21 protein-coding genes and 1 pseudogene are annotated in these 26745 nt (G+C 63.7%); 5 read left to right on the forward strand and 17 right to left on the reverse strand.

Going from position 1 to position 26745, the window contains the following annotated elements; translation table 11 throughout:
* The first annotated feature begins 86 nt into the window (after positions 1-86).
* Positions 87-1178: an aminoglycoside phosphotransferase family protein gene (locus ACQKRQ_RS08490; protein WP_427476361.1), complete on the forward strand. Its 1092-nt coding sequence runs from the start codon at positions 87-89 to the stop codon at positions 1176-1178.
* Positions 1179-1181: 3 nt separating this feature from the next.
* Positions 1182-1895, forward strand: a complete 714-nt coding sequence (gene murU / locus ACQKRQ_RS08495) for an N-acetylmuramate alpha-1-phosphate uridylyltransferase MurU (RefSeq protein ID WP_427476363.1) — start codon at positions 1182-1184, stop codon at positions 1893-1895.
* A 91-nt stretch (positions 1896-1986) separates the two neighbouring features.
* On the opposite strand, the gene ACQKRQ_RS08500 is transcribed toward murU, so the two are convergent.
* Positions 1987-3876, reverse strand: a complete 1890-nt coding sequence (locus ACQKRQ_RS08500; RefSeq protein ID WP_427476365.1) for an ABCB family ABC transporter ATP-binding protein/permease — start codon at positions 3874-3876, stop codon at positions 1987-1989.
* Between the two features lie 284 nt (positions 3877-4160).
* Here ACQKRQ_RS08500 and ACQKRQ_RS08505 point away from each other — a divergent pair, with 284 nt between their 5' ends.
* A complete protein-coding gene (locus ACQKRQ_RS08505; protein WP_132376056.1) occupies positions 4161-4556 on the forward strand; it encodes an acyl-CoA thioesterase in 396 nt (131 codons plus the stop codon).
* Positions 4557-4774: 218 nt separating this feature from the next.
* On the opposite strand, the gene ACQKRQ_RS08510 is transcribed toward ACQKRQ_RS08505, so the two are convergent.
* The gene (locus ACQKRQ_RS08510) at positions 4775-5707 is read right to left on the reverse strand and encodes a LysR substrate-binding domain-containing protein (protein ID WP_427476367.1); all 933 of its coding nucleotides are present in this window, start codon (positions 5705-5707) and stop codon (positions 4775-4777) included.
* A gap of 158 nt (positions 5708-5865) precedes the next feature.
* Here ACQKRQ_RS08510 and ACQKRQ_RS08515 point away from each other — a divergent pair, with 158 nt between their 5' ends.
* Positions 5866-6480, forward strand: coding sequence for a glutathione S-transferase N-terminal domain-containing protein (locus ACQKRQ_RS08515; RefSeq protein WP_427476369.1), 615 nt, complete (start codon positions 5866-5868; stop codon positions 6478-6480).
* An 18-nt stretch (positions 6481-6498) separates the two neighbouring features.
* On the opposite strand, the gene ACQKRQ_RS08520 is transcribed toward ACQKRQ_RS08515, so the two are convergent.
* The gene (locus tag ACQKRQ_RS08520; protein ID WP_342960135.1) at positions 6499-9609 is read right to left on the reverse strand and encodes a sensor domain-containing protein; all 3111 of its coding nucleotides are present in this window, start codon (positions 9607-9609) and stop codon (positions 6499-6501) included.
* A 172-nt stretch (positions 9610-9781) separates the two neighbouring features.
* Positions 9782-10258: a nitrate reductase associated protein gene (locus ACQKRQ_RS08525; RefSeq protein WP_132376060.1), complete on the reverse strand. Its 477-nt coding sequence runs from the start codon at positions 10256-10258 to the stop codon at positions 9782-9784.
* A gap of 149 nt (positions 10259-10407) precedes the next feature.
* Between ACQKRQ_RS08525 and fdhD the strand changes: the two genes are divergently transcribed.
* Positions 10408-11247, forward strand: coding sequence for a formate dehydrogenase accessory sulfurtransferase FdhD (gene fdhD, locus ACQKRQ_RS08530; protein ID WP_132376061.1), 840 nt, complete (start codon positions 10408-10410; stop codon positions 11245-11247).
* Positions 11248-11298: 51 nt separating this feature from the next.
* Here fdhD and ACQKRQ_RS08535 read toward each other — a convergent pair whose 3' ends face one another.
* The 13 genes and pseudogenes from ACQKRQ_RS08535 to ubiB form a co-directional block, all read right to left on the reverse strand.
* Positions 11299-12069 (reverse strand): enoyl-CoA hydratase, encoded by a 771-nt coding sequence (locus ACQKRQ_RS08535; protein WP_408178321.1) that lies wholly within the window; start codon positions 12067-12069, stop codon positions 11299-11301.
* 142 nt (positions 12070-12211) lie between these two features.
* On the reverse strand, positions 12212-13411 hold the full coding sequence (locus ACQKRQ_RS08540) for an acetyl-CoA C-acyltransferase (protein ID WP_427476372.1): 1200 nt from the start codon (positions 13409-13411) through the stop codon (positions 12212-12214).
* Between the two features lie 186 nt (positions 13412-13597).
* Entirely contained in the window at positions 13598-16030 is a 2433-nt protein-coding gene (locus tag ACQKRQ_RS08545; protein ID WP_132376064.1) for a 3-hydroxyacyl-CoA dehydrogenase/enoyl-CoA hydratase family protein, read from the reverse strand.
* Positions 16031-16166: 136 nt separating this feature from the next.
* Positions 16167-17954, reverse strand: coding sequence for an acyl-CoA dehydrogenase C-terminal domain-containing protein (locus tag ACQKRQ_RS08550; protein WP_408178318.1), 1788 nt, complete (start codon positions 17952-17954; stop codon positions 16167-16169).
* Positions 17955-18052: 98 nt separating this feature from the next.
* Positions 18053-18652: a TetR/AcrR family transcriptional regulator gene (locus tag ACQKRQ_RS08555; protein WP_106282004.1), complete on the reverse strand. Its 600-nt coding sequence runs from the start codon at positions 18650-18652 to the stop codon at positions 18053-18055.
* A gap of 421 nt (positions 18653-19073) precedes the next feature.
* Positions 19074-19310: pseudogene (locus ACQKRQ_RS08560) on the reverse strand (tetratricopeptide repeat protein); the annotation flags it as partial.
* Positions 19311-19410: 100 nt separating this feature from the next.
* On the reverse strand, positions 19411-20670 hold the full coding sequence (gene clsB, locus ACQKRQ_RS08565; RefSeq protein ID WP_427476374.1) for a cardiolipin synthase ClsB: 1260 nt from the start codon (positions 20668-20670) through the stop codon (positions 19411-19413).
* Positions 20667-21182, reverse strand: coding sequence for a dihydroneopterin triphosphate diphosphatase (gene nudB / locus ACQKRQ_RS08570; RefSeq protein WP_427477151.1), 516 nt, complete (start codon positions 21180-21182; stop codon positions 20667-20669). The genes clsB and nudB overlap by 4 nt, the downstream gene beginning before the upstream one ends.
* 171 nt (positions 21183-21353) lie before the next feature.
* Complete coding sequence (aspS, locus tag ACQKRQ_RS08575) at positions 21354-23153, reverse strand: aspartate--tRNA ligase (protein ID WP_132376067.1); 1800 nt, start codon at positions 23151-23153, stop codon at positions 21354-21356.
* A 63-nt stretch (positions 23154-23216) separates the two neighbouring features.
* Positions 23217-23870, reverse strand: coding sequence for a DUF502 domain-containing protein (locus ACQKRQ_RS08580; RefSeq protein WP_012431717.1), 654 nt, complete (start codon positions 23868-23870; stop codon positions 23217-23219).
* Between the two features lie 75 nt (positions 23871-23945).
* A complete protein-coding gene (locus ACQKRQ_RS08585; protein ID WP_427476376.1) occupies positions 23946-24323 on the reverse strand; it encodes an FmdB family zinc ribbon protein in 378 nt (125 codons plus the stop codon).
* 182 nt (positions 24324-24505) lie between these two features.
* Positions 24506-25129, reverse strand: a complete 624-nt coding sequence (locus ACQKRQ_RS08590) for a thiopurine S-methyltransferase (protein WP_427476378.1) — start codon at positions 25127-25129, stop codon at positions 24506-24508.
* Positions 25130-25152: 23 nt separating this feature from the next.
* Entirely contained in the window at positions 25153-26730 is a 1578-nt protein-coding gene (gene ubiB / locus ACQKRQ_RS08595) for a ubiquinone biosynthesis regulatory protein kinase UbiB (RefSeq protein ID WP_408178314.1), read from the reverse strand.
* Positions 26731-26745 lie beyond the last annotated feature (15 nt).

Raw genomic sequence — 26745 nt, forward strand, 5'->3', positions numbered from 1 at the left:
CGCGAAAGCTGGCGTGAGCCGCGTCAAAAAAGTCGTGGGGTATTATATGGCAAGACGTTGCCCCTCTGAATTTGCCGCCGGTTTTCATGACGCTGCCCTCATCACAAGACTCCACCGATACCCGTCTCGAACTGCTCAAAGCCTGGCTGAAAGGCCACGTGGCGCGCTATGCGCTCGAGCTCGACACACTTGTCCCGGCTTCGTCCGACGCCAGTTTTCGCCGCTATTTCCGCCTGGCCGGTAAGGCGGCGGAAGGCGAAAGCAGCGGCACGCTGATCGCCGTCGATGCCCCGCCGCCCGAAAAGTGCCGCGAATTCGTGCAGGTCGCGCAGTTGCTCGCGGCCGCCGACGTGCATGTGCCACGCGTGCTGGAGGTCGATTTCGAGGCCGGCTTCATGCTCGTCACCGATCTGGGCACGGCTTCGTACCTCGGCGCGCTGACCGAAGCGCAAAACGCGGACGACCCGCGCCGCGCCCGTGCGCTGATGCGCGACGCGCTCGACGCGCTGATCCGCTGGCAACTCACCTCGCGCGAAGACGTGCTGCCGCCGTTCGACGAAGCCTTTCTGCGCCGCGAGATGGAGTTGATGCCGGAGTGGTTCCTCGGCCGGCATCTGGGCCGCGGGACGGACGAAAAAGCGGACGAAAAGGTACGCGGCGTGCTCGATCGCACGTTCGCGCTGCTGATCGCGAGCGCCCGCGCGCAGCCGCAGGTGTTCATGCTGCGGGACTTCATGCCGCGCAATCTGATGATCGCCGCCGAGCCGAATCCGGTGAACCCGGGCGTGCTGGACTTCCAGGACGCGGTGTACGGTCCGATCACCTACGACGTCGCCTCGCTGTTGCGCGATGCGTTCCTGAGCTGGGACGAAGAGTTCGAGCTGGATTGCTTCGTGTACTACTGGGAGCGGGCGAAAAAAGCCGGCCTGCCGGTCGATCCTGATTTCGGCGAGTTCTACCGCCAGATCGAATGGATGGGTCTGCAACGGCACATCAAGGTGCTGGGGCTCTTTTGCCGGATCAACTATCGCGACGGCAAACCGCACTACATGAAGGATCTGCCGCGTTTCATCGGCTATGCGCGCAAGGTTGCCGAGCGCTATGCACCGCTGCGTCCGTTCGCGAAGCTCCTCGACGATCTCGAGGGCCGCGCGAACGAAGTCGGCTACACCTTCTGACCGATGACGATGTCCCTGAAGAAAGCGATGATTTTCGCCGCGGGCCGCGGCGAGCGCATGCGTCCGTTGACCGACACATGCCCCAAGCCTTTACTCGACGTGGGCGGCAAGCCGCTGATCGTGTGGCAGATCGAACGGCTCGCGCTTGCGGGCTTTCGAACGATTGTGATCAACCACGCGTGGCTCGGCGAGCAGATCGAAGCCACGCTCGGCGACGGCTCGCGCTGGCAAGTCCAGTTGCGCTACTCGGCCGAGAACGAGGCGCTGGAGACCGCGGGCGGCATCGTGCAGGCGTTGCCGCTGCTGGAGGATGACGGCGCGAGCGAAGTGTTCGTTGCGGTCAGCGGCGACGTGTACGCCGACTTCGATTACGCCACGCTGAATGTGCACGCCGAAAGATTGCGGGCCTTGCGCGAGCCGGGCATGCATCTGGTGATGGTGCCGAACCCGGCGTTTCATCCGAATGGCGACTTCGGTCTGGTTGACGGCGCGCTCTCGCTCGACGCCCGACCACGGTTCACGTTCGGCAACATCGGGCTGTACGACACGCGCATGTTCCGCGATCTGCCGCGCGGCACGCGGCGCGCGCTCACGCCGTATTACCGCGACACGATCGGACGCGGTCTCGCGAGCGGCGAGTTGTATGAGGGCATGTGGGAGAACGTCGGCACGCCGGCGCAGTTGGGCGAGCTCGATCAGCGTTTGCGCACGCGTTGAGCGACACGCGTTGAGCGACACGCGTTCGGCGCCAGAATTTCGCATCACGCTGCATTGCCGAGCGACAACGCAAAAAACCATCGCACAAGTTTTATTGCCCACCCTCTCCCGCACCCACTGCTTCCACCGCCTCCGGCGCCTCGGCCGCGCGCTGCTGCTGCAACGCCCACATCTGCGCGAACAGGCCGTTCGCGCGCAGCAGTTCCGCATGCGTGCCGCGCTCGATGATCCGCCCTTTGTCCATCACGATGATCTGCTGCGCGTGCACCACCGTCGAAAGCCGGTGCGCGATGATCAGCGTCGTGCGCTCGCGGGCGATCTGATCGAGCTCATGCTGAATCGCGCGCTCGGAACGTGAATCGAGCGCGGAGGTCGCTTCGTCGAATAGCAGGATCGGCGGATTCTTGAGGATGGTCCGCGCAATCGCCACGCGTTGCTTTTCGCCGCCGGACAGCTTCAGGCCACGTTCGCCGACCGGCGTTTCATAGCCTTTCGGCAGCCCTTCGATGAACTCGTGAATATGCGCCGCGCGCGCCGCCGCGATCACTTCCTCGCGCGTTGCCGAGGGACGGCCGTAGGCGATGTTGTAGTAGATCGAATCGTTGAACAGCACCGTATCCTGCGGCACGATGCCGATCGACGCGCGCAACGAATCCTGCGTGACGTCACGAATATCCTGACCGTCGATGGTGATCGCGCCGCCCGTCGCGCGGTCAAGATCGTAGAAGCGGAACATCAGCCGCGCGAGGGTCGATTTGCCCGAACCGCTATGGCCGACCACTGCGGTGGTGGTGCCCGCCGGAATCGTGAAGCTCACGTCGTGCAGAATCTGGCGCGCCGGTTCGTACGCGAAGTTCACGCGCTCGAAGCGCACCTGCGCGCCGTTCACGCGCAGCGCGGGCGCGCCTTCCAGGTCGGGCACTTCCCGCGAGGCGCCGAGCAGCGTGAACATGCGGTCCATGTCGGTGAGGCTTTGCTTCAACTCGCGATACACCACGCCGAGAAAATTCAGCGGAATATAAAGCTGCAGCATGAAAGTGTTGATCAGCACCAGATCGCCGAGCGTGAGACGCCCGGCCATCACGCCTTGCGTGGCGCGCCACAGAATGAACACGAGCCCCGTGCCGATAATCGCCTGCTGCCCGAAGTTCAGCGCCGACAGCGAGCGCTGCGACTTGATCGCCGCCGTGCGATAGCGTTTGAGGTTTTCGTCGTAACGGCTCGCTTCCCACTCTTCGTTGCCGAAGTATTTGACTGTCTCGTAGTTCAGCAGCGAATCGATCGCGCGTGAGTTCGCCTTCGAATCGAGATCGTTCATTGTGCGGCGAAAATGCGTGCGCCACTCCGTGACCTTCACCGTGAAGACGATGTAGACGGCGAGCGCAATGAACGTGACCACTGCGTAATACGCCTCGTACTTGACGACGAAAAAGCCGAGCACGAGCCCGACTTCGACGAGCGTCGGCAGAATGCTGTAAAGCGAGTACGAGATCAGTTGCGTGATGCCGCGCGTGCCGCGCTCGATGTCGCGCGACATGCCGCCCGTCTGCCGTTCGAGGTGAAAGCGCAACGACAGCGCATGCAGATGGCGGAACACTTTCAGCGCGAGTTGGCGCACCGCGCTTTCGGTCACCTTCGAAAACAGAATTTCGCGCAGTTCGGTGAACAGCGACGTGGACAGCCGCACCACCGCATACGCGACCACCAGCAGGCCGACGCCGCCCAGCAATACGATGGCCGGCGAATCGTGAGCACGGCCGAGCGCGGTGAGATGCTGCACCGAGGCGAGGCTGTCGACGATCCGCTTCATCACGATCGGCACGCCGAGGTTGGCGACCTTCGCGCCGATCAGGCAGCTCAGCGCGAAACCGACCCGCCATTTATACGTGGCGAGATACGGCAGCAGCGACAGGATCGTCTGCCAGTCGTTGCGCGGCTGGGTGGAGATCGGCGAGGGTTCGGACGAGGGCGTGCGGCGCATGGAGATCGGCTGGGGAGAGTGTGGAGATGCCGGAGTTCGCAGCGGCGCGGCGACCGCGGCATGCCGGCTCGGCATACTGCTTTTGGTCGCGCGACCCGGCTGGGCGCTTTCCCGTACAATTCCTGATCTTTCTATTGTCGCAGAAGCCGGCTGGCGCCGCTTTTCATGGGTTGGCCCGCCGTGGGTGGCACGTTGGCCGCGCGGTACGTGCCGTACCGTTGTCGTGAAATGCCCCGCCTGCCGGTCGAGCCGACCGAGCCAACACGTTTCTCAAGGGTGCCCCGATGACCGATATTCTTCAACTCCCGCAAAAGCACTGCGCGCTGCGCGTGGTGCCGCAGCCTTCGGACGCGAACGTCCACGGCGACGTGTTCGGCGGCTGGATCATGGCGCAAGTGGACATTGCCGGCTCGATTCCGGCAAGCCGCCGCGCCAACGGGCGGGTAGCGACCATCGCGGTCAATTCGTTCGTGTTCAAGCAGCCGGTGTTCGTCGGCGATCTGCTGAGCTTTTACGCGGACATCGTCAAGACGGGCAATACGTCAGTCACGGTGGCGGTCGAGGTCTACGCGCAGCGCATGAGCCTCACCGAAGACCTCGTGAAGGTCACCGAAGCCACGCTGACCTACGTCGCCACCGATAGCGACCGGCGCCCGCGCGCGTTGCCGCTGCTGGATTGAGCGGGTCGCGGTAAAAAAACGAGGCGCCGCGGCGCCTCGGTTTCTTCAGGCTTGGTATAAGGTCACTGGCTCCGCCCATGACCTGGTGCGAGCAGCGAAAATCGGGCGCAACGCCGCGTGAATCGGTGCTTCGTGGTTCCCAGCGCAGTCTGAGTCGGGAATTACGAATATATCCGACCGAAACGCCCGCGCAAATCGATTACGCGCACGATTCCGCGCTAACCCGCACGACTCGAGACCGCAGGCGCGCCGTTGCTGCGCAGATAAGCGTCGACCTGCCCTTCGATCCACTGCGCGAAATGCGCCTGCGAGGCATTGAGCATTTCGCGTTGCTGCCAGACCAGCCAGTAGGGATAACGGTACGGCACGCGGATATTGGTGATCTGCACCAGCTCGCCACGCGCCAGCGCATACGCGACCAGGCTGCGCCTTTCGAGCGCGACGCCCTGGCCTTGCAGAACGGCGCCGATCACGATATTCGAGTCGTTCGCCGACAGCACCACGGCTCCCTCGGCCGGCTCCGCCACCTGAGCTGCCTGACACCAGTCATGCCACGGCGTATCGGGACTCGAGAGCAGCGGACAGGCCAGCACGTCCTCGGCGGTGACGGGCAAGCGGCCATGCGGCGCCAGTGCGAAATGCGGAGCGGCGACCACCACCATCTCGTCGTCGAACAACTTCTGTTGCGCGACGTCGGGCCAATGCCCCTGTCCCATGCGGATGCCGATGTCGCTCGCGCCGTGGCGAAAATCCTCGACCTGCAAGCTCGTCTGCAAGCGGATCCGGTAGTACGGATGCGCGTCGCGAAAACTGGCGAGGCGCGGCACGAGCCAATGCTGCGCGAACGAAGGCAAGGTGGTGATCACCAGTTCGCTTTCATGTGGGCGCGCCTGTGCGCGGCGAGTCGCATGGGTGATGTCGCGCAGCGCCATGCGGATGTCGAGCGCGTAGAGCCGTCCTTCCTCGGTCAGCCGCAGCCCGCGCGCCTCACGCATGAAGAGCGCGACGCCCATCGAATCTTCCAGCACCTTGATCTGCTGACTCACCGCCGAGTGCGTGACATGCAACTCGCGCGCGGCCTGTGTGACGCCGCCCAGGCGAGCGACGGCCTCGAAACAGCGCAGCGCGGTCAACGGCGGGATAGGTTTCATGTAAGAAATTCTGACGTAAATCGTCTTTAATTGTCGCTTTTTTTGCAGTGCGGAGATGCTTAATCTATCGGTTCGATGCGCCCTGCCCCATGTAGGCAGGGGAACCACGCGGCCACGAGGCTCGGGCGCGCCATGATAGATGTTCTAACGGGAATGAGATGAAACTGATCGGAATGCTGGATTCGCCGTACGTACGCCGGGTCGCTATCTGCCTCAAGTTGCTGAAGCTCGACTTCGAGCACGAGTCGATCTCGGTGTTCAGCACCTACGACCAGTTCGCGAGAATCAACCCTGTCGTCAAGGCGCCCACGCTGATCGCCGACAACGGGCAGACCGTGATGGACTCGACGGTGATTCTCCAGTACCTCGCCACGCTCGCCGGGCCGAACCAGCGGCTGTTGCCGACGCGGCCCGACGCCGCCTTGCGCGCCGCCCGCCTCACGGGCCTCGCGCTCGCCGCGTGCGAGAAGAGCGTGCAGATCGTCTACGAACGCAATCTGCGGCCGGCGGAGAAGCAGCATGAGCCGTGGGTGGATCGCGTGAGCACGCAGTTGTTCGCCGCTTACGCCGAACTCGAACGCGAGTTCGCGGCCGCGGCGCTGCCGATCGAGGCGGACCAGTTCGACGCAGCCGACGTCACCGTGGCGGTCGCCTGGCACTTCACGCAGATGATGCTGCCGGGGATGGTCAGCAAGACGGAGCATCCCTTCCTGCAGTCGTTCTCCGAACTGGCGGAAGGTCTGCCGGTTTTCCTGGACACACCGGCAGAGTAAGCGCCGCGGCGCGAGCGCTCAAACCGTCGCGAGCTCGCGCCCCACGCCGCCTTGCAGCAACTCGGAAATCGCGTCCGTCGACAACGGCTTCGCGAAGTAGAACCCTTGCATCTCGTCGCACGCGCGCTCTTTCAGGAAGTCGAGTTGCGCGGACGTCTCCACGCCTTCGGCGATCACCTGCAACTTCAGCGAATGCGCGAGCGCGATGATCGCCGAGGTGATCGTCTCGTCGTCGCCCGACACGCCGATGTCGGAGACGAACGAGCGGTCGATCTTCAGCCGATCCACCGGGAAGCGCTTCAGATAGCTGAGGCTCGAATAGCCGGTGCCGAAGTCGTCGATGGCAAGGCCGATGCCGAGCGCATGCAGTTCGTTGAGCATCGACACCGCTTCTTCGGCATTGCGCATGATGGTGCTTTCGGTCAATTCGAGTTCGAGGTACTGCGGCTCGAGGCCGGTCTCGGCCAGCACCTGCATGACCAGCTTGGCGATATCGCGTTGCTGGAACACCCGCGCCGACAGATTCACCGAAACCCGCGCCGGCGGCAAACCCTCGTCCTGCCAGGCCTTGTTCTGGCGGCACGCCTCGCGCAGCACCCACTCCGAGAGCGGCCCGATCAGCCCGCTTTCTTCCGCAACCGGAATGAACGACGACGGCGGCACCAGCCCGACTTCCGGATCGCGCCAGCGCACCAGCGCCTCGGTGCCGACAATCTGTCCGCTCTCGATATCCACCTGCGGCTGGTAGTGCAACAGGAATTCGTTGTCGCGCAAAGCACGGCGCAAACGCCGCTCGAGATTCAGGCGCGCGCCCGCACTCGCGTTCATCTCCGGCTGATAGAACTGGAACGTGTTGCGGCCCATGTCCTTCGCGCGATACATCGCGAGGTCGGCCTTCTTCATCAGCGTTTCGGCGTCCTCGCCGTCTTGCGGGAACAGGCTCGCACCCATGCTGCATCCAACATACAGCTCGGTGCCGTCGAGCCACACCGGCTCGGAGATCGACGCGCGCACGCGCTCCATCCACGCGATCAGCGACTGTTCGTCGACGGTGTCGGTCATCACGATCACGAATTCGTCGCCGCCGTGCCGAGCCACCGTGTCGCTGGTACGCGTGCAGCGCGCGAGACGCTCGGCGACCACGCTCAGCAGACGGTCGCCCACACTGTGGCCGAGGCTGTCGTTGACGTTCTTGAAGCCGTCCAGATCGATGAACACGACCGCGACGCCCTTGTGGTGCCGTTGCGCGACGATCAACGCATGCTGCAAGCGGTCGCGCAGCAAATTGCGGTTCGGCAGGCGCGTGAGGCTGTCGTAGTTGGCCTGGTATTCGAGCTGTTCCTGATAGCGCATCAGATCGGTCACGTCGTTGATCACGCCGATGTGATGCGTGATCACCCCCTCCTGATTCGGCACCGGCGCGATGAAAAGCTGATTCCAGAACAGGGCGCCGTCCTTGCGATAGTTGCGCACCACCGCGCTGACTTCGCGGTTCGCCGCGAGCGCCTGACGGATCAGCGCGACGCCTTCCTGCTCGCGGTCGTCGCGCTGCAGAACGCGGCAATCGTGGCCGATCACCTCGGCGGGGTCATAGCCGGTAATGCGCATGAACGCCGGGTTCACGTACTCGATCAGATTGCCGGTCGGCGACGGCGCGGTGATCAGAATCGCGTTGACGCTGGCATCGAGCGCGCGGCTTTGCAGACGCAAGGCAAGATCGGCGCGCTTGCGCTCGGTGATGTCCGTGTAGGAACCGAGCACGCCGATCACGCGGCCGTCGCCGTCGGTGAACGGCAGCTTGCTCGTGACCGTGGTGCGGTGCACGCCGTCGATCACCAGATCGACTTCGAAGTTCATCTTCGGCACGCCGGTGCTCACCACTTCCTTGTCGTGGTCGTTCAGCAGCGTCGAGAAGTCGCGCCACGGCATGTCGGCGTCGCTCTTGCCCACCACCTGCTCGGGATATGCGAGCCCTGCATCGCGCGCGAACGCCATGTTGCAGCCGAGATAGCGCGACTCCATGTCCTTCCAGAAAATGCGCTGCGGAATATTGTCGATCACCGCTTCGAGCATCTGGTTCGAACGGTGCGCTTCGGCTTCGGCGTTGATCTGGTCGGTGACGTCGTCGGCCAGCACGAAGAACGCCGCGCGGCCCATGAAGTTCAGCGCGTGATACGAAATATCGGCGCTGATCGTCGAGCCGTCCTTGCGCCGGTGATGCCAGATGCCCGCCATGGTGCGGCCGTGCTGGCCCGCGTCGCTGCGCTGCATATGCGATTCGAGACGCGAGATTTCGCCGTTCGGCCGGATCGTGCGAATCGTCATGCCGAGAAATTCGCTTTCGGTGTAGCCGTATTGCTGGATCGCGGCCGCGTTGACGGCGAGAAAACGCAGCGTCTCGCGATCGAAAATGTACATCGGCACCGGATGGTCGTCGAACAGGCCGCGAAAGCGTTCGTCGTGGCGGCCGAGCGCGCGCACGGTGCGCAGCTTCTCGCGCGCGCTGTTTTCGCGGGCGCCGAACGTGAAGATCAGCAGCACGCTGCCGCCCAGCATGGTCACGATCAGCAGGAACATGGCCCGCTGCGTTTCGCTCGCCGAGGCCGCGAGCGACGCCTGCAAGGCGCGGCTCTCCGCGCCGCGCAGTGCCGCGAGGCCGTCTTCGACGCGATCCAGGCCGAGCCCGAGATGGGTGTAAGTCGATGCCGCCCACGCACGCGAGGCGTCCGGCACGGCATTGCCGCTCTGGAGCAGCGCGTCGTCAATGTCGTGTTGCAACGCGTGGCTGTCCGCGCTCAGCTTCGCGAGTGCGTCGAGCATGGCGGGCTCGCCGGCCAGTTCACGGCGCAGATCGCGCTCCAGACCCGCGAGCGTGGTCGCCATGGCGGTGGCCGCGCCAGCCGGCGCCGCCTCGCCCGACGCCTCGAAGCGGCCGAGCGCGGCAAGGCCGCCGTCGAGCACCGCCCGGTAGGCGTCGAGATCCTCGCGCACGCTCGTCGAACGCAGCATGCGCGCGTCAGCGTCGCGTTGGCCGCAAATCTGCGTATAAGCGACGAACGCGTTCGCGCCGATCGCCGCGGCAACGACCGCCAGGTTGATCAGCAGCCGCTTCGATAAAAAAGGAGTCATGGGTTCCGAACGTCAATCGTTCTGCGGGCGGGAGCGCGCGGTCGCTTTCGATGCGTCGGGCCGCATCGATACGAGACTCTTTACGCGCCAACCCATGGATAACGGCAGAGTTCGGAACAGATTGAGGGTAGCGAGTGAAAAAAAATGGCGGGTCGCGCCTAGCCGGCCGCGCCTAGCCGGCCGCGCCGAATTCCTTCATGGCCGGGACGAAGTCGTGATTGGCCTCCGGCTTGCGCGACAGCTTGGCGAGCACGTAGCGCTTGAACGGCTCCAGTTCGGCCCACTGGGCGACGCCCGGCGCGGCGAGACCGGCCAGTTGCGCCTGATGCGCGATGCCGTCCGGCACACTGTCCGTGCGGCGCCAGGCGGGCGCGTCCTCGGGCGTGAACCACTCCGGCTCGATGTTCGCGTGGGTGCGCAGCATTTCGAACAGGGCATGATCGAAATTCGGCTCGATCTCCGCGTCTTCCTCGACCGGGAAACGCGCCAGCAGCTTGCGGTCTTCGAGCGGCAGCGTTTGCCATTGATCGAGCGAGATGCGCAGCCCGAACCGGTCGAGATTGAAGCGTACCGACATCGGGATGTAGGTGAAATTCTCCGAAGACTCGACCTCGAAGTTGAACAGAAGCGGTGCTTCGTTGAGTCCCATGACAATGTCCCTCGTGGATGGCGGGCAACACGCAAGCCCAGCTTGGGGTATTTTAGAACCTTATTCGCGCGACGGCGGCATGGCCGGCGGCAACATACCGGGCCGCCAACCGCCCACACGCGCGCAGCATGGCAAAGGAGTGAACTAGCTTGAACGAACTGGAAACAGCCGGGCAGCCGGGCGCCGTGGAGCGCCAGGTGCGCCGGCACCGCGGCGCGGCGGTCGAAACCGTCACCGACCACGTCGGTCAGGAGTGGCCGGTCGCGCTCGTCTTCAACGGCATTTCGCACGCGGTGATGATGTGCACGCCGCGCGATCTGGAGGCGTTCGCGGTCGGATTCGCGATTTCAGAAGGGATCGTGGGGCGCGGCAGCGACATTCAGGACATCGAGGTCGAGCTGCATGATGACGGCGAATTGCCGCATGCCGAAGTGCAGTTACAGGTGGTGCAGCAGGCGTTCGTCGCGTTGAAGGAAAAGCGTCGCGCGCTCGCCGGGCGCACCGGCTGCGGCGTGTGCGGCATCGAAAGCATCGATCTGCTGGATCTGGAACCGGAGCGTGTGCCGGACACCGGTTTTCTGCAACGGCTCGCGCCGGACGCGATCGCGCGCGCCGCCCGCGAATTGCCCGAGCATCAGGCGCTGACGCGGCTGACCGGCGGCCTGCACGCCGCCGCGTGGTGCGACGCGGCGGGCGCGATCCGCTATGCGTTCGAAGACGTCGGCCGCCACAATGCGCTCGATAAGCTGATCGGCCAGCTCGTGCTCGATCGCGTCGATACCAGGGAAGGCTTTGTGTTTCTGTCGAGCCGCGCCAGCTACGAGCTGGTGCGCAAGGCCGCGCGCGTCGACGTGCCGATGGTCGCCACGATCTCGGCGCCGTCGTCGCTGGCGATTGCGATTGCCCGCAAGGCGGGCGTGCGGCTGGTGAGCTTCTGCCGCGAGAAAAGCTACGTCGACTACGATACGTTGCAGCCGGCGCAGCCTTGAGCGGTTGAAGCGGCTGCATACCTGAGCGCCCGACGCGCTCAGGCACGGCACTCAGTCGAATTGCCGGAAGTCCGGCTTGCGCTTCTCGAAGAACGCCTTGAACGCCTCGCGTGCTTCGGGCGCGAGCAGCATCTTGCCGAAATGCACGGCTTCTTCGGACATCTGCGTTCGCAGTTCCTGATGGCTCGCGCGCTTCATCAAACTTTTCGTCACGCGCAGCGACGAAGCCGGTAACGCAGCCAGCTTCGCGACTTGCGAAACAGCGAACGCGTCGACTTCGGCCGCGGGCAGCAGGCGATTCACGAAACCCATGCGCTGCGCTTCGGCGGCGTCGAATGCTTCGCCGAGCAGTAGTTTCTCCGCCGCCGCCTGGTAGCCGGCCACGCGCTGCAACAGCAGGCTCGACGCCGCTTCCGGACAGAGGCCGAGTTGCGTGAACGGCAGCGAGAAGCTCGCGGTGTCGGCCGCGTAGACCAGGTCGCAATGCAGCAACAAGGTCGTGCCGATGCCGACCGCCGGCCCCGCCACCGACGCCACCACCGGCTGCTCCGCCGAGCTGATCGCGCGCAGGAACTGGAACACCGGCGCGTTTTCGCCCATCGGCGGCGTCTTCATGAAGTCTTCGAGATCGTTGCCGGCGCTGAAAATACCCGCGCTGCCGCGAATCAGAATGGCGCGCACGGACGCGTCGCCTTGCGCTTCGACCAGCGCGTCGGCCATCGTCTGGTACATCGCGGCCGTAATCGCGTTTTTCCTGTCGGGCCGGTTGAAGGCAATCGTCAGCACGCCGTTGGCGCGCTCGACCAGGATATCCATCGTCATCTCCTCGTACTCCTGCTGAAAATGTAAAAACGGTTCGCAAGCTGGGTGGCCTGCGAACCGTTCCGCGGTTCTTAGCGGGTCGCCCTTGGGCTTCCCTCTGGAACCGAAGCGACCACCGGAGTGAACGCCGGGGTGGACATGCTTACAGGCGCTCGATGATGCCCGCCGCGCCCATGCCCGTGCCGACGCACATGGTCACCATGCCGTACTTGTAGTTACGGCGGCGCAAGCCATGCACCACGGTCGACGCACGAATCGCGCCCGTCGCACCCAGCGGATGGCCGAGGGCGATCGCGCCGCCGAGCGGGTTGATTTTCGCCGGATCGAGACCGAGGTCCTGAATCACCGCCAGCGATTGCGCGGCGAATGCCTCGTTCAGCTCGATCCAGTCCAGGTCGTCGATCTTCAGGCCGGCGGCCTTCAGTGCGGCCGGAATCGCTTCCTTCGGACCGATGCCCATAATTTCCGGCGGCACGCCGCGCACGGCGAAGCTGACGAAACGCGCGAGCGGCGTCAGGTTGAATTCCTTTAGCATTTTTTCCGACACCACGATCAACGCGCCCGCGCCGTCCGACGTCTGCGAGCTGTTGCCCGCCGTCACCGAACCCTTGTTGGCGAACACCGCGCGCAGCTTGGCCAGACCTTCGAGCGAGGTTTCCGCGCGCGGACCTTCGTCGAGCGACACTTCGCGGGTCTTCACGCGGACTTCGCCGGTGGCGAGATCCGGGAAGCGCTCGGTGATCGTGTAGGCGGCGATTTCGTCGTTGAACTCGCCGGCTTGCTGCGCGGCGATCGCACGGCGGTGCGATTCGACCGAGAACGCGTCTTGCGCCTCCCGGCTGATCTTCCAGCGCTCGGCGACTTTCTCCGCTGTCAGGCCCATGCCGTAGGCAATGCCAATGTCTTCATTGTGATCGAAGATATGCGGCGACATGGACGGCTTGTTGCCCATCATCGGCACCATGCTCATCGATTCGCAGCCGCCCGCGATCATTGCGTCCGACTCGCCGACGCGGATGCGGTCGGCGGCCATGGCGAGCGCGGTCAGGCCCGATGCGCAGAAGCGGTTCACCGTCACGCCGCCGACGCTATTCGGCAGACCGGCCAGCAGCGCGCCCATGCGCGCGACGTTCAGCCCTTGTTCCGCTTCCGGAATCGCACAGCCGATGATCGCGTCTTCGATCACCTTCGTGTCGAGGCCGGGCACTTGCGCCACGGCTGACTTGATCGCGTGCACCAGCAGTTCGTCCGGGCGCGTGTTCTTGAACATCCCGCGCGGCGCCTTGCCGATCGGCGTACGGCTCGCGGCGACGATGTATGCGTCTTGCAATTGCTTTGCCATTTGAAGCTCCTTTGTCGACCAGAGTTAGCGCTTTAGCGCTTACTCTGGTCCCATGCAGTCTTATCGCGGTCGACCAGAGTTAGCGCTTTAGCGCTTACTCTGGTCCCATGCAGTCTCATCGCGGTCGACCAGAGTTAGCGCTTTAGCGCTTACTCTGGTCCCATACAGTCTTATCGCGTTGGTCGCTTAGTTACGCACCGGCTTGCCGGTTTGCAGCATGCCCATGATCCGTTCCTGTGTCTTTTGCGTGCCGAGCAGATCGACGAACGCACGACGCTCGAGTTGCAGCAGCCATTCTTCATCGACCAGACTGCCCGCCTCCACGTCACCGCCGCACACCGCTTCCGCGATGCGGCTCGCGATCAGGAAATCGTGCTCGCTGATGAACCGGCCATCACGCATATTGACGAGCGACGCCTTGATGGTCGCGATCGCCGAACGGCCGGCCACCGGCACCTGCGTCACACGCAGCGGCGGACGATAACCCGACGCCGACAACGCGCGCGCTTCCTTCTTCGCGACGTCGAGCAGCTCGAACACGTTGAAGACGATCGTGTCGGACGGCTTCAGGTAGCCCATCGCGCGGGCGTCGAGCGCGGAGGCCGAGACCTTCGCCATCGCCGCGTTTTCGAACGACTTCTGCACGAACTTGAGCAGGTCGTTGGTCGCGCCCACTTGCGTCGCGGCTTCCGCCGCGCGCAATGCCGCTTCCTTCAGGCCGCCGCCCGCGGGCACGAGACCCACGCCGACTTCCACCAGACCGAGATAGCTTTCGATGTGCGCGACCCGCTTCGCGCTATGCAGCGCCAGCTCGCAGCCGCCACCGAGCGCGATGCCCGACACGGCCGAGATGACCGGCACGCTCGCGTACTTCACGCGCAGCATGCCTTGCTGGAATTTCTTCACGAACGGCTCGATGCCCTTCGCGCCGCCCATCATGAACGCCGGCATCGCTTCTTCGAGGTTGGCGCCCGCCGAGAACGGGCCGCCCGGCGTGCCGAGTTTCAGCGACGTCGGCTGCCACACCACCAGACCCTTGTAGTCTTTTTCGGCCAGTTCGATCGCCTGCGTCAGACCGTCGATCACCGACGGTCCGATCGTGTTCATCTTGCTCTTGAACGACACGATCAGCACGTCGTTCTCGCCGGCGCGATCGTCGACCCAGGCGCGCACAGCGTCGGTTTCGAACAACGTCTTGCCGTAGGTCTTCGGATCAGCGGTTTCGCCGACCAGCGGTGCACGGAACACCTGCTTGTCGTAGACCGACAGCGACGAGCGCGGCACGAAGGTCTTCGAAGCCGGCGACCACGAACCTTCGTTCGTATGCACGCCGCCCTGCTCGGCCACTGGACCTTCCAGCACCCACGACGGCAGCGGCACGTTCGAGAGCGCCTTGCCGGCCGCGATATCTTCCTGCACCCATTCGGCGACCTGCTTCCAGCCGGCCGTCTGCCAGCCTTCGAAGGGACCTTCGTTCCAGCCAAAGCCCCAACGGATCGCCAGATCGACGTCGCGCGCGTTGTCGGCGATCGATTCCAGATGCACGCCGATGTAGTGATACACGTCGCGGAAAATCGCCCACAGGAACTGAGCCTGCGGATGCTGCGATTCGCGCAGCAGCTTCAGACGTTCCGCCGGCGGGCGCTTCAGAATGCGGCCGACCAGTTCGTCCGCCTTGGCGCCGCCGTCGACGTACTCGCCCGTCTTCGGATCGAGCACCTTGATCGCCTTGCCTTCCTTCTTGTAGAAGCCGCCGCCGGTCTTCTGACCCAGCGCGCCCTTCTTCACGAGTTCGGCCAGCACGGCCGGCGTTTCGTAGACCGGGAAGAACGGGTCGTCCTTCAGCGTGTCCTGCATCGTCTTGATGACGTGCGCCATCGTGTCCAGACCGACCACGTCGGCGGTACGGAACGTGGCCGACTTCGCGCGGCCCAGACGCGCTCCCGTCAGGTCGTCCACTTCGTCGAAACGCAGGCCGAATTTGGCGGCTTCGGTCACGACGGCGAGGATCGAGAAAATCCCGACGCGATTGGCGATGAAGTTCGGCGTGTCTTTCGCGCGCACGACGCCCTTGCCGACCACGCTGGTCAGGAACGACTCGAGTTGATCGAGGATTTCCGGGCGCGTGGTCGCGGTCGGGATCAGTTCGACCAGGTGCATGTAGCGCGGCGGATTGAAGAAGTGCACGCCGCAGAAGCGCGCCTTCAGTTCATCCGAGAAGCCATCGGAGAGCGCGGTGATCGACAGACCCGACGTGTTGGTCGCGAAAATCGCGTTCGGCGCGAGATGCGGCGCGACCTTCTTGTACAGGTCGTGCTTCCAGTCCATGCGTTCGGCGATCGCTTCGATCACGAGGTCGCATTCGGCGAGCTTTTCGATGTCGTCGTCGTAGTTCGCGGGCTGGATGTATTGCGCGTCGTCCTTCACGCCGAAGGGCGCCGGCGACAACTTCTTCAGATTCTCGATCGCCTTCAGCGCGATCGCGTTCTTCGGGCCTTCTTTTGCAGGCAGATCGAACAGCAGCACGGGCACCTTGGCGTTGATCAGGTGCGCGGCGATCTGCGCGCCCATCACGCCGGCGCCGAGCACGGCTACCTTGCGAATGATCAGATTGCTCACGTCGTTCCTCCGGGGAGTTATGCGATGTTGCGAAGCTTCATGGGACTTCGCGATGTGTGGCTGACGGCAGGCGCCGCGGGTTGGACACGCGCGACGCCTGCCTTGATGTGTTTGCCTGGCGCTTGAAAGCAGCGGCTTAGAACAGCGCTTCTTCGAGGTCCATCATCGACTTCGAGCCGGCGCGTGCCTGACGGATCGTCATCGCCGTTTCCGGCAGCAGCTTGGCGAAGTAGAAGCGAGCCGTGGCGAGCTTCGCCTTGTAGAACGGATCGCCCGAGGCTTCCTTGTCGAGCGCGACGCGTGCCATGCGGGCCCAGAAATACGAGAACACCAGATGGCCGACGGTGCGCAGATACGGCACGGCGGCGGCGCCCACTTCGTCCGGGTTCTGCATGGCCTTCATGCCGATTTCCATCGTCAGCTTCTGCACCTTTTCGCCGATGTCGGCGAGCGGGTTGATGAACTCCTGCATCTCCGGCTTCACGCCTTCCGCTTCGACGAAATCCGACACCAGCTTGCCGAACTTCTTCATCTTCGCGCCCATGTCGCCGAGGATCTTGCGGCCGAGCAGGTCGAGCGCCTGGATCGCGTTGGTGCCTTCGTAGATCATGTTGATGCGCGCGTCGCGCACGTACTGCTCCATGCCCCACTCGGCGATAAAGCCGTGGCCGCCGTAGATCTGCATGGCGTGATTGGTGCTCTCGAACGCGTTGTCCGACAGGAACGCCTTCAGGATCGGCGTCAGCAGCGCGACGAGGTCGGCGGCTTCCTTGCGCACCGATTCGTCAGCGTGCGACAGTTCCTTGTCGATATGCAGCGCGGACCAGTACGAGAAGGCGCGCGCGGCTTCGGCGTAGGCCTTCTGCGTGAGCAGCATGCGGCGCACGTCCGGGTGCACGATGATCGGGTCGGCCGCCTTTTCGGGCGCCTTCGGGCCGGTCAGCGAACGCATTTGCAGACGCTCTTTCGCGTACGTCAGCGAGTTCTGGTAACCGATTTCGGTCAGGCCGAGGCTCTGCATGCCGACGCCCAGGCGCGCGGCGTTCATCATCACGAACATCGCGTTCAAGCCCTTGTTCGGCTCGCCGACGAGCCAGCCCTTGGCGTTGTCGAGATTGATCACGCAGGTGGCGTTGCCGTGAATGCCCATCTTGTGTTCGATGGAGCCGCACTTCACGCCGTTGCGCTCACCCGGTTCGCCCGCATCGTTGGGCACGAACTTCGGCACGATGAAAAGCGAAATGCCCTTGGTGCCCTTGGGCGCATCCGGCAGACGCGCGAGCACCAGGTGAACGATGTTCTCCGCGAGATCGTGTTCGCCGCTGGAGATGAAGATCTTCGTGCCGCTGATCGCGTAGGAGCCGTCGCTGTTCGGCTCGGCCTTGGTGCGCAGAATGCCGAGGTCGGTGCCGCAATGCGGCTCGGTCAGACACATCGTGCCGGTCCAGACGCCCGCGACCAGCTTCGGCAAATAGCGCTGTTGCAGCTCCGGCGTGCCGTGCGCGTGCAGACATTCGTACGCGCCGTGCGAGAGGCCCGGGTACATGGTCCACGCCTGATTCGCCGAGTTCAGCATTTCATACAGCGCGTTGTTGACGAACGCGGGCAGGCCCTGGCCGCCATATGCCGGATCGCAACCCAGTGCGGGCCAGCCGGCTTCGACGTATTGTTTGTAGGCTTCCTTGAAGCCCTTCGGCGTGGTCACGACGCCGTCGCCGGCGTACGTGCAGCCTTCCTGATCGCCGCTGTGGTTGAGCGGGAACAGTACTTCCGAGCAGAACTTGCCGGCTTCCTCGAGCACCGCATTGATGGTGTCGGCATCGAGATCCGCGTGCTTCGGCATCTGCTTGATTTCGGCTTCGACGTTAAGCAGTTCGTGCAACACGAATTGCATGTCGCGCAGCGGCGCGGCGTACTGTCCCATGACTCTCTCCCAAGTTTGACAAGAAGCCAGGCCGTTAGCCGAGTCCGTGGATCGGAGCTTTCTGCGCCGCTGAATCCGCCTGATTGGCGGCGGCGCTGCTAACGGCTTTCGCTTTGATACGAAACAATCAATTTTTCCAGCGCGGCCCACGTGAGACGCACCGCATCCGGCAAGTGCAGGAAGCGCGCGTCGTGATGCAGACCGAGCGTGAAGCTGTACAGTTCGAACAGCATCAGTTGCGGATCGGTGTCGGCACGCAGATGCCCTTCTTCCATTGCCTGCGAAATCGCGCGCGTGAGCGCCGCACGCCAGACCGTCACGCTCGACACCAGTTGCTCACGCACCGGGTTATCCGCGCGGTCGTCGTACTCGACGGCGCCGCTGATGTAGATGCAACCGGTGGTGACTTCCTGAATGCGCTTCTCGATCCAGCGGGAAATCATCGCGCGCAAGCGCGGCAATCCACGAGGCTCGCGCAAACTCGGGAAAAACACCTCGTCTTCGAAACGACGGTGATATTCGCGCACGACTTCGACCTGCAAGTCCTCGCGCGACCCGAAATGCGCGAACACCCCGCTTTTGCTCATCTGCATGCGCTCAGCCAGCAGCCCGATCGTCAGACCTTCCAGTCCGTCGCGGCTTGCCAGGTCAAGTGCTGCGTCGAGAATTGCGGCTCGCGTCTGTTCGCCTTTTCGCATAGCTTTTTACCGTTCTAATGTGACCGAAAGAAAAATCGAACGGCCGTACTATTATTGAGTGCCGCCGTCCGCGAAACAAGGACTTTATTAGAAACCGGTTTCTAACCTGGTTTCAATTCTGCGGCATCCGTCAATCAGAGGAATGAGATTTTTTAGAGGCGTTTGCCTGAAGTTTGCCTTGAGACAGGGTTGCCCGCCTAAGTGCACGCTTTCTTCTGATTAACGCAGCCGGCCGACATGATGCAGCAAGTCGGTGCGAATGCAGAAGCGTTTGACGTATCGCGGGTATTGGAAGGACGACGCGGTGCCGGGATTGCCGGGTGGAATGCCGTCGATAGTTTCGTTAGACGCAGGCCTGACGTGGCGTTGCCGCCGTGTCAGGCTTGCTCGATCGGAACATGGAGAATGAAAGAAGATCGCGTCAGGACGCGTTGTCGTGCGCTGGGAAAGTTTGCGTAGGCGCCGCGGCAGCCCGCGTCAGCACGTCGTTCCAGTCACCACGCCGCATCCGGGTGAAAAGACGCAATCCGGGATACCACGGGCTGTCGTCCCCGCCATACAGCCAGCGCCAGCTTCCCGCGAAACGGTTGAGCAGCTAGACCGGGGCTTTACCCATCGCCGCGGCAAGATGGGCTGCCGACGTATCGACGGCGATCACTGCGGCCCGCCGTCCTTCGATGCAAAGCAAAGCGGCCCAAGCATTGCGCTCGAGCCGCTTCGTGCCTACTAGGCGTTGGTCGCAAACGCATTGCCGCGAGTCAGTCGTAGCCACCCACCGTCAGCAACTTCATCACGGCCCGGTAGGTCGTGTAGGCGAGCCAGTTGAGCGCGCGCTCACCGGCCGGCCGGGCGTCGTAGCGCGCTTCGTCGATACGGCGCGAGTCCTTGAAGGCGACGAGGATCGCTTCACGCAACGCGTCGATCGACGGGTCGTTCACCAGCACCACATTGGCTTCGTTGTTGAGCATCAGGCTCAGCGCGTCGAGGTTCGACGAGCCGACCGTCGCCCAGTTCGAATCCACCACCGCGACCTTGCCGTGCAGCAGCGTTTTCTCGTACTCGGCGATCTGCACGCCGGCCTTGAGCAACGCGCGATAGAGAAACGGCACCGCGTAATCGAGCGCCTTGAATTCCTTGCGTCCGATGATGAGCTTCACCACCACACCGCGTCGCGCCGCGAACACCAGCGCGCGCCGCAGCTTGCGCCCCGGCATGAAATACGGATTGGCGAGCAGCACTTCGTTGCGCGCCTGGCCGATCGCCGCCAGATACGCTTTCTCGATAGCGCGCCGGTTGATCAGGTTGTCGCGCGCGACGAACGCTACACAAGGTTGGCCGCCCGCCCACAATTCTTCGTTGCGACGCCGGCGCCTGCGCCGCAGGCTGCCGAGCGAGGCCGTGGTCTTCGGCCCGAGGTCCGGCTCCATGGACTCGATCGGCCGATGCCCAAGTCGAATCCGCCGCCACTGCACCTCGAACGCCTGGCGGATATCGGCGACCACCGGCCCGTGCAATTCGACCGCGAAGTCCCAGCGCCGGTACGGCAGCTTCTCGCCATTGTTCTCGTAATCGTCGACGATATTGATCCCGCCGCAGTACGCGAACTGATCGTCGATCACCGCCAGTTTGCGATGCGTGCGCGAGAAGCCGAAGCGGCCGAACAGGTGCGGGTTGTAGATGCGATGGTCGATGCCGGCGACGGGCCACTCGTTGAACATCGGCAAACGCTCGGTGCCGATGCCGTCGGTGATCACGCGCACCTTGACGCCGCGCGCGGCGGCGCGCAGCAACGCGGCGCTGACCGCCTGCCCGGCGTTGTCGTAGCAGAAGATATACGTTTCGAGCACCACGTCGCTCTGCGCGGCATCCACACGCGCGATCAGCGCACTGAAGAACTCATCGCCGGAACGCAGCAGCTTGACGTCGTTGCCGCTGGTGAAGCGGTAACGCTGCCAATAGCGGCGGCCGAGCAGCGATTGCCGCAGTCGGGCGAAGCGGCGCGCGCCGCCGACGCTCACCGGCCACGCTCCGTGGGATGCCCAACGTCAGCACGCCCACTGAACCGCTCATGCAGCCTTTTAGGCAACTGCAGGATCGCATCGGCATTCGACGACGAAAAGCAGCGCGACGCCGCCTCGTCATACGGCAGCCACAGAAATGCGGTGTGCTCGCGCGGCGCCAGCGTGACCTCGAGTTGCTCCGGCACTTGCAGGCTGAACCAGTGCTCGGTGTTGTGGATCACGCCTTCGGCATAGCGATAGCGGAACTCCGGGTAGATCTCGTATTCGATCGAATATTGCCAATCGAACAACGCGCTATGCGGCACTTGCGCGCTGCCCACCACGATGCCGGTCTCTTCGCCGACCTCGCGCGTCGCCGTCTCGGCGAGCGGCTCATCGAGCCGGTCTTTGGAGCCCGTGACCGACTGCCAGAAACCGGCGTGATCGGCGCGCTCGATCAGCAGCACGTCGAGCGCGGGCGTATGGATGATGACGAGTACGGATTGCGGAATCTTCGGCGGTTTCGGCATGGCGTGAAAACTGGGCGCAACGCTTGCGCGGTACATGTCGGAGATTGGTCCAGGAAACGGTCGAACGCAGTTGCATCGACTGTAACGCAAAAAACGAAAAAGGCGCATGACGCGCCTTTTTCGATTGCTTCCGCTGTCGTTTTTCAGACAGCACTGACTGGCTTCAGGGCGTTACACCTTCGGTTCCGGCTGACGCAGACGGATGTGCAACTCGCGCAACTGGCGCTCGTCCACTTCGCTCGGTGCCTGCGTGAGCAGACACTGTGCGCGTTGCGTCTTCGGGAACGCGATCACGTCGCGGATCGAATCGGCGCCGGCCATCATCGTGACGATGCGGTCCAGACCGAACGCGATACCGCCGTGCGGCGGCGCGCCGTATTGCAGCGCGTCGAGCAGGAAGCCGAACTTGGCTTGCGCTTCTTCCGCGTTGATCTTCAGCGCGCGGAACACCTTGCTCTGCACTTCTTCACGGTGAATACGCACCGAGCCGCCGCCGATTTCCCAGCCGTTCAGCACCATGTCGTAGGCCTTCGCAAGGCAGCGCGCCGGATCCGTTTCCAGATACTCGAGGTGCTCGTCCTTCGGGCTAGTGAACGGGTGATGCGCGGCGACGTAGCGGTTGTCTTCCTCGTCGTATTCGAACATCGGGAAGTCGACCACCCACAGCGGCTTCCAGCCGGACTCGACGAGACCATTGGCCTTGCCGAATTCCGAATGGCCGATCTTCAGACGCAGTGCGCCGAGACTGTCGTTCACCACCTTCGCGCGATCCGCCGCGAAGAAGATGATGTCGCCGTCTTGCGCGCCGGTGCGCTCGATGATCGCCTTGACCGCTTCGTCGTGCAGGTTCTTGACGATCGGGCTTTGCAGACCGTCACGGCCCTTCGCCACTTCGTTGACCTTGATCCACGCGAGGCCCTTCGCGCCGTAGATGCGCACGAATTCCGTATAGCTGTCGATGTCGCCACGCGAGAGCTCGCCGCCCTTCGGCACGCGAATTGCCGCGACACGGCCGTCTTTCGTGTTGGCCGGCGTGCTGAACACCTTGAAGTCGACGTCGCGGACCGCATCCGTGAGGTCCGTGAATTCGAGCTTCACGCGCAGGTCCGGCTTGTCCGAACCGAAGCGGCGCATGGCTTCCGAATACAGCATGACCGGGAATTTCTCGTCGAGCGCGACGCCGATCGTTTCTTTGAACACATGACGGATCATGTCTTCGAACAGATCGCGAATTTCCTGTTCCGACAGGAACGAGGTTTCGCAGTCGATCTGCGTGAATTCCGGCTGACGGTCGGCGCGCAGGTCTTCGTCGCGGAAACACTTGACGATCTGATAGTAGCGATCGAAGTTCGCCACCATCAGCAGTTGCTTGAACAACTGCGGCGACTGCGGCAGCGCGAAGAACTGGCCCGGGTTCGTGCGCGACGGCACGAGGTAGTCGCGCGCGCCTTCCGGCGTGCTCTTGGTCAGCATCGGCGTTTCGATGTCGATGAAGCCCAGCGAGTCGAGGTACTTGCGCGCCTCGATCGCGACGCGGTAACGCAGACGCAGGTTGTGCTGCATCTGCGGACGGCGCAGGTCCAGCACGCGGTGCGTGAGACGCGTGGTTTCCGACAGGTTGTCGTCGTCGAGCTGGAACGGCGGCGTGATGGACGGGTTCAGCACGATCAGCTCGTGGCACAGCACTTCGATCTTGCCGCTCTTGAGCGCCGCGTTCGTGGTGCCTTCCGGACGGGCACGAACCACGCCCTTGATCTGCAGGCAGAACTCGTTGCGCACGCCTTCGGCCGCCTTGAACATCTCCGCGCGGTCCGGGTCGCAGACGACCTGAACGAGGCCTTCGCGATCGCGCAGGTCGATGAAGATGACGCCGCCATGGTCGCGGCGGCGACTCACCCAGCCGCACAGCGAGACGGATTGGCCCAGCAGTTCTTCGGTCACCAGACCGCAGTATTGAGATCTCATCGACATGATGTTTGTCTTTCGTTTTGCATTGGTTGAACGGCGCGTGGCATTAAAACGCTACGTGCCGCGTTACAGCGGAGGCTCGACTGTCGTGCGGCGCACCGGCGCCGGCGGCGCGGACGGCGCCACGACGCCCATCGAGACGATGTACTTGAGCGCGGCGTCGACCGTCATGTCGAGTTCGATCACTTCGCTCTTGGGCACCATCAGGAAGAAGCCGGAAGTTGGATTCGGCGTAGTCGGCACATACACGCTGACGTGATCTTCTTTCAGGTGGTTGATGACGTCGCCGCCCGGAATGCCGGTCAGAAACGCAATCGTATAGGAGCCGCGGCGCGGGTACTCGATCAGGAGCGCCTTGCGAAACGCGTTGCCGCTGCTCGACAGCAGGGTATCGGACACCTGCTTGACGCTGGTGTAGATCGGGCCGACCACCGGAATGTGAGCGACCACGACTTCCCACCACTTCACGAGCTTCTGCCCAATGAAGTTCTGCGTCAACAGTCCAACGACAAAGATGAAGGCGAGCGTGAGCACTGCGCCGAGGCCGGGCAGGCGAAAGCCGAACAGGCGCTCCGGCTGCCACGCGCGCGGCAACAGCAACAGCGTCTGGTCCATCGTGCCGATGATCAGACCGAGCACCCACAGTGTGATGGCCAAAGGCACCAGCACCAGCAGGCCAGTCAGGAACACCGATTTGAGCGTCGTTTTTTTCGTCGTCATGTGTACCGCCAGAAAGCCGCGCGGGCCGAAGCCCAACGTGCGGCGTGTGCGCCGCCCCGAAGGGCGGCAGTCCTGCTAGGCGCTGCCGGAATCGCTCGAACTCGCCGAAGCGGCCGGTGCGGCAGCAGGCGCGGACGGCGTTGCAGCCGTGCTGCTGGCCGGCGCCGCGTCGGATTGCGCGGCGCCGCTATTGGCGCCCGCGTTCTCGCCCGAAGCGCCATTCGAGGCGCCGTTGGCGTCGGGCTTGGCAGGCGCGCTCTTGCCGCCATTACCGCCGCGAAAATCGGTCACGTACCAGCCGGAGCCCTTCAACTGGAAGCCGGCAGCCGTGACCTGCTTGCGATATGTGTCTTTCCCGCACTCGGGACACTGCGTCAACTGGGGGTCGCTGATCTTCTGAAGCACGTCCTTCCCGAAGCCGCACGATTCGCAACGATAAGCGTAGATCGGCATGATCTTTTTCCCTACTGAAATCTAGTAAACGCTTGCAAAGCCTTGAATTATAGCCGCAAACGATTCCCCTCCCCCGGATTTTGGGGACAAGCGCTCGACGCAGCCGCCGCTCGCTTAAGTGGGGGCGGCCGCGGCCGAATCAAGTACGGCGCGCGTTGCCGTGGAGCGCCGCAGCCGCATCGTCAGGCGCGGCGGCGCCAAGTTAGCCAGCGCTCACGTCCCGCGAAAATGGCAATCGAATCATGCACCGCTTCGTCTTCAATCAGCTCGAAATACGGCGTGAGCAGCGCGTCGAGATCCGCGCGCTCGATGCCGAACGGCGGCCCTTTCGGCGTCGCGCCGATGAAAAAGAGGCCCGCGAGCAACGCGCCGTCGGGCAGCAGCTCGGCCATCCGTCGTGCATAGTCGGCGCGGCGCGCGAGCGGCAGCGCGCAGAAGAATGCGCGCTCGTAAATCCAGGCCGGCGTGAAAGGCGGCTCATACGTGAAGAAATCCGCCTGTTCCACCAGTTGCGCGTGCTGCGCGCCCAACTGCTCATGCGCCGCCGCGACGGCGGCCGGTGAAAAGTCGATCGCGCGGACTGGATTGCCCTGCCCGGCCAGCCAGACCGCTTCGTACGCACTGCCGCAACCTGGAATCAACACGGCCGCGCCGCTGTGGCGAGCGGCAAACGACTGAAACGCGGACGGCACGCCCGCCTGATCCCACGGCATGAACCCGCGCTCGAAACGCTCGTTCCAGAACTCGGGCGAGTTGGGGTCGCGGTTCTCGAAGTCGGGCGCGGAGGGTTGGGTCGGGTCGCTCATTGGTTACCTCGCAGGGATTGCAATCAACCGCCGTAAGCGAGCACCAGAAACGCCCGCGCCAGCACCGCGCCGACACCGACCGCCACGCCGAACAGCAGCAGGCTTTGCAACAGCCGGTTGGTGCGTTTCTGCTCGAGCAGAATCTGGCGAATCATGTCGTCGTTCGTGCCGCGCTTGTTGTCGTGGCGCTCGGCCAGCACGTGATGAATCAGGCGCGGCAACTGCGGCAGCGTCTTGCTCCACTGCGGCGCCTCGATCTTCAGGCGCTCGTACCAGCCGCGCACGCCGATCTGTTCGTTCATCCAGCGTTCGAGATAAGGCTTGGCCGTCTTCCACAGATCCAGTTCGGGATCGAGCGAGCGGCCGAGGCCTTCCACGTTCAGCATGGTTTTTTGCAGCAGCACCAGTTGCGGCTGGATTTCGACGTTGAAGCGGCGCGAGGTCGAGAACAGGCGCATTAGAACCTGGCCGAGCGAAATGTCTTTCAGCGCGCGGTCGAAGTACGGCTCGCACACGGCACGGATCGCGCTCTCGAGTTCTTCGACGCGGGTAGTCGGCGGCACCCAGCCCGACTCCAGATGCAGCGTGGCGACGCGATGGTAGTCGCGCTTGAAGAACGCGAGGAAGTTCTGCGCGAGGTAGTTCTTATCGAAGTCCGACAGCGCGCCGATGATGCCGAAATCGAGCGCGATATAGCGGCCGAAGTGGGCCGGATCGAGACTCACCTGAATGTTGCCCGGGTGCATGTCGGCGTGGAAAAAGCCGTCGCGGAACACCTGGGTGAAGAAAATCTCGACGCCTTCGCGCGCCAGCTTCGGAATATCGACGCCGGCCGCGCGCAGCGTTTCCACTTGGCTGATCGGCACGCCGACCATACGCTCCATGACCAGCACCGTGGGCGTGCAAAACTCCCAATACATCTCCGGCACCAGCAGCAGGTCGAGCCCGGCAAAGTTGCGCCGCAACTGGCTGCCGTTGGCCGCCTCGCGCATCAGGTCGAGTTCGTCGTGCAGATATTTGTCGAATTCGGCCACCACCTCACGCGGCTTCAGGCGCTTGCCGTCGGCCCACAGACGCTCGGCCCATACGGCGATGTCGCGCAGCAAGGCGAGGTCGGAATCGATCACCGGCAGCATGTTCGGGCGCAGCACCTTCACGGCGACGGCCTTGCCGGCGTGCTGGCCCGCTTTCACCGTGGCGAAGTGCACCTGCGCGATCGAGGCGCTCGCCACCGGCACTCGCTCGAAGTCGTCGAACAGCACGTCGACCGGCGCGCCGAGCGACTTCTCGACCAGCCCGATCGCCACCGCCGAATCGAACGGCGGCACCTGATCCTGGAGCTTCGCCAACTCGTTGGCGATATCCACCGGCAACAGATCGCGCCGCGTGGACAACACCTGCCCGAACTTGACGAAGATCGGCCCGAGGCTTTCCAGCGCGAGCCGCAAACGCACGCCCGGCGGCGCATCGAACTTGCGCCCGATGGTGGTGATACGCAGCAGCAGACGCACGCGCCGGTCGTTGATGCGGCTGAGCATCATCTCATCGAGACCGAAGCGGATGACCGTGAAAAAAATCTTGAGGAAACGCAGAAAACGCATAGTTGTGCCCGGTGA

Source organism: Paraburkholderia sp. NPDC080076, assembly GCF_050281145.1.
Taxonomy (GTDB): Bacteria; Pseudomonadota; Gammaproteobacteria; order Burkholderiales; family Burkholderiaceae; genus Paraburkholderia.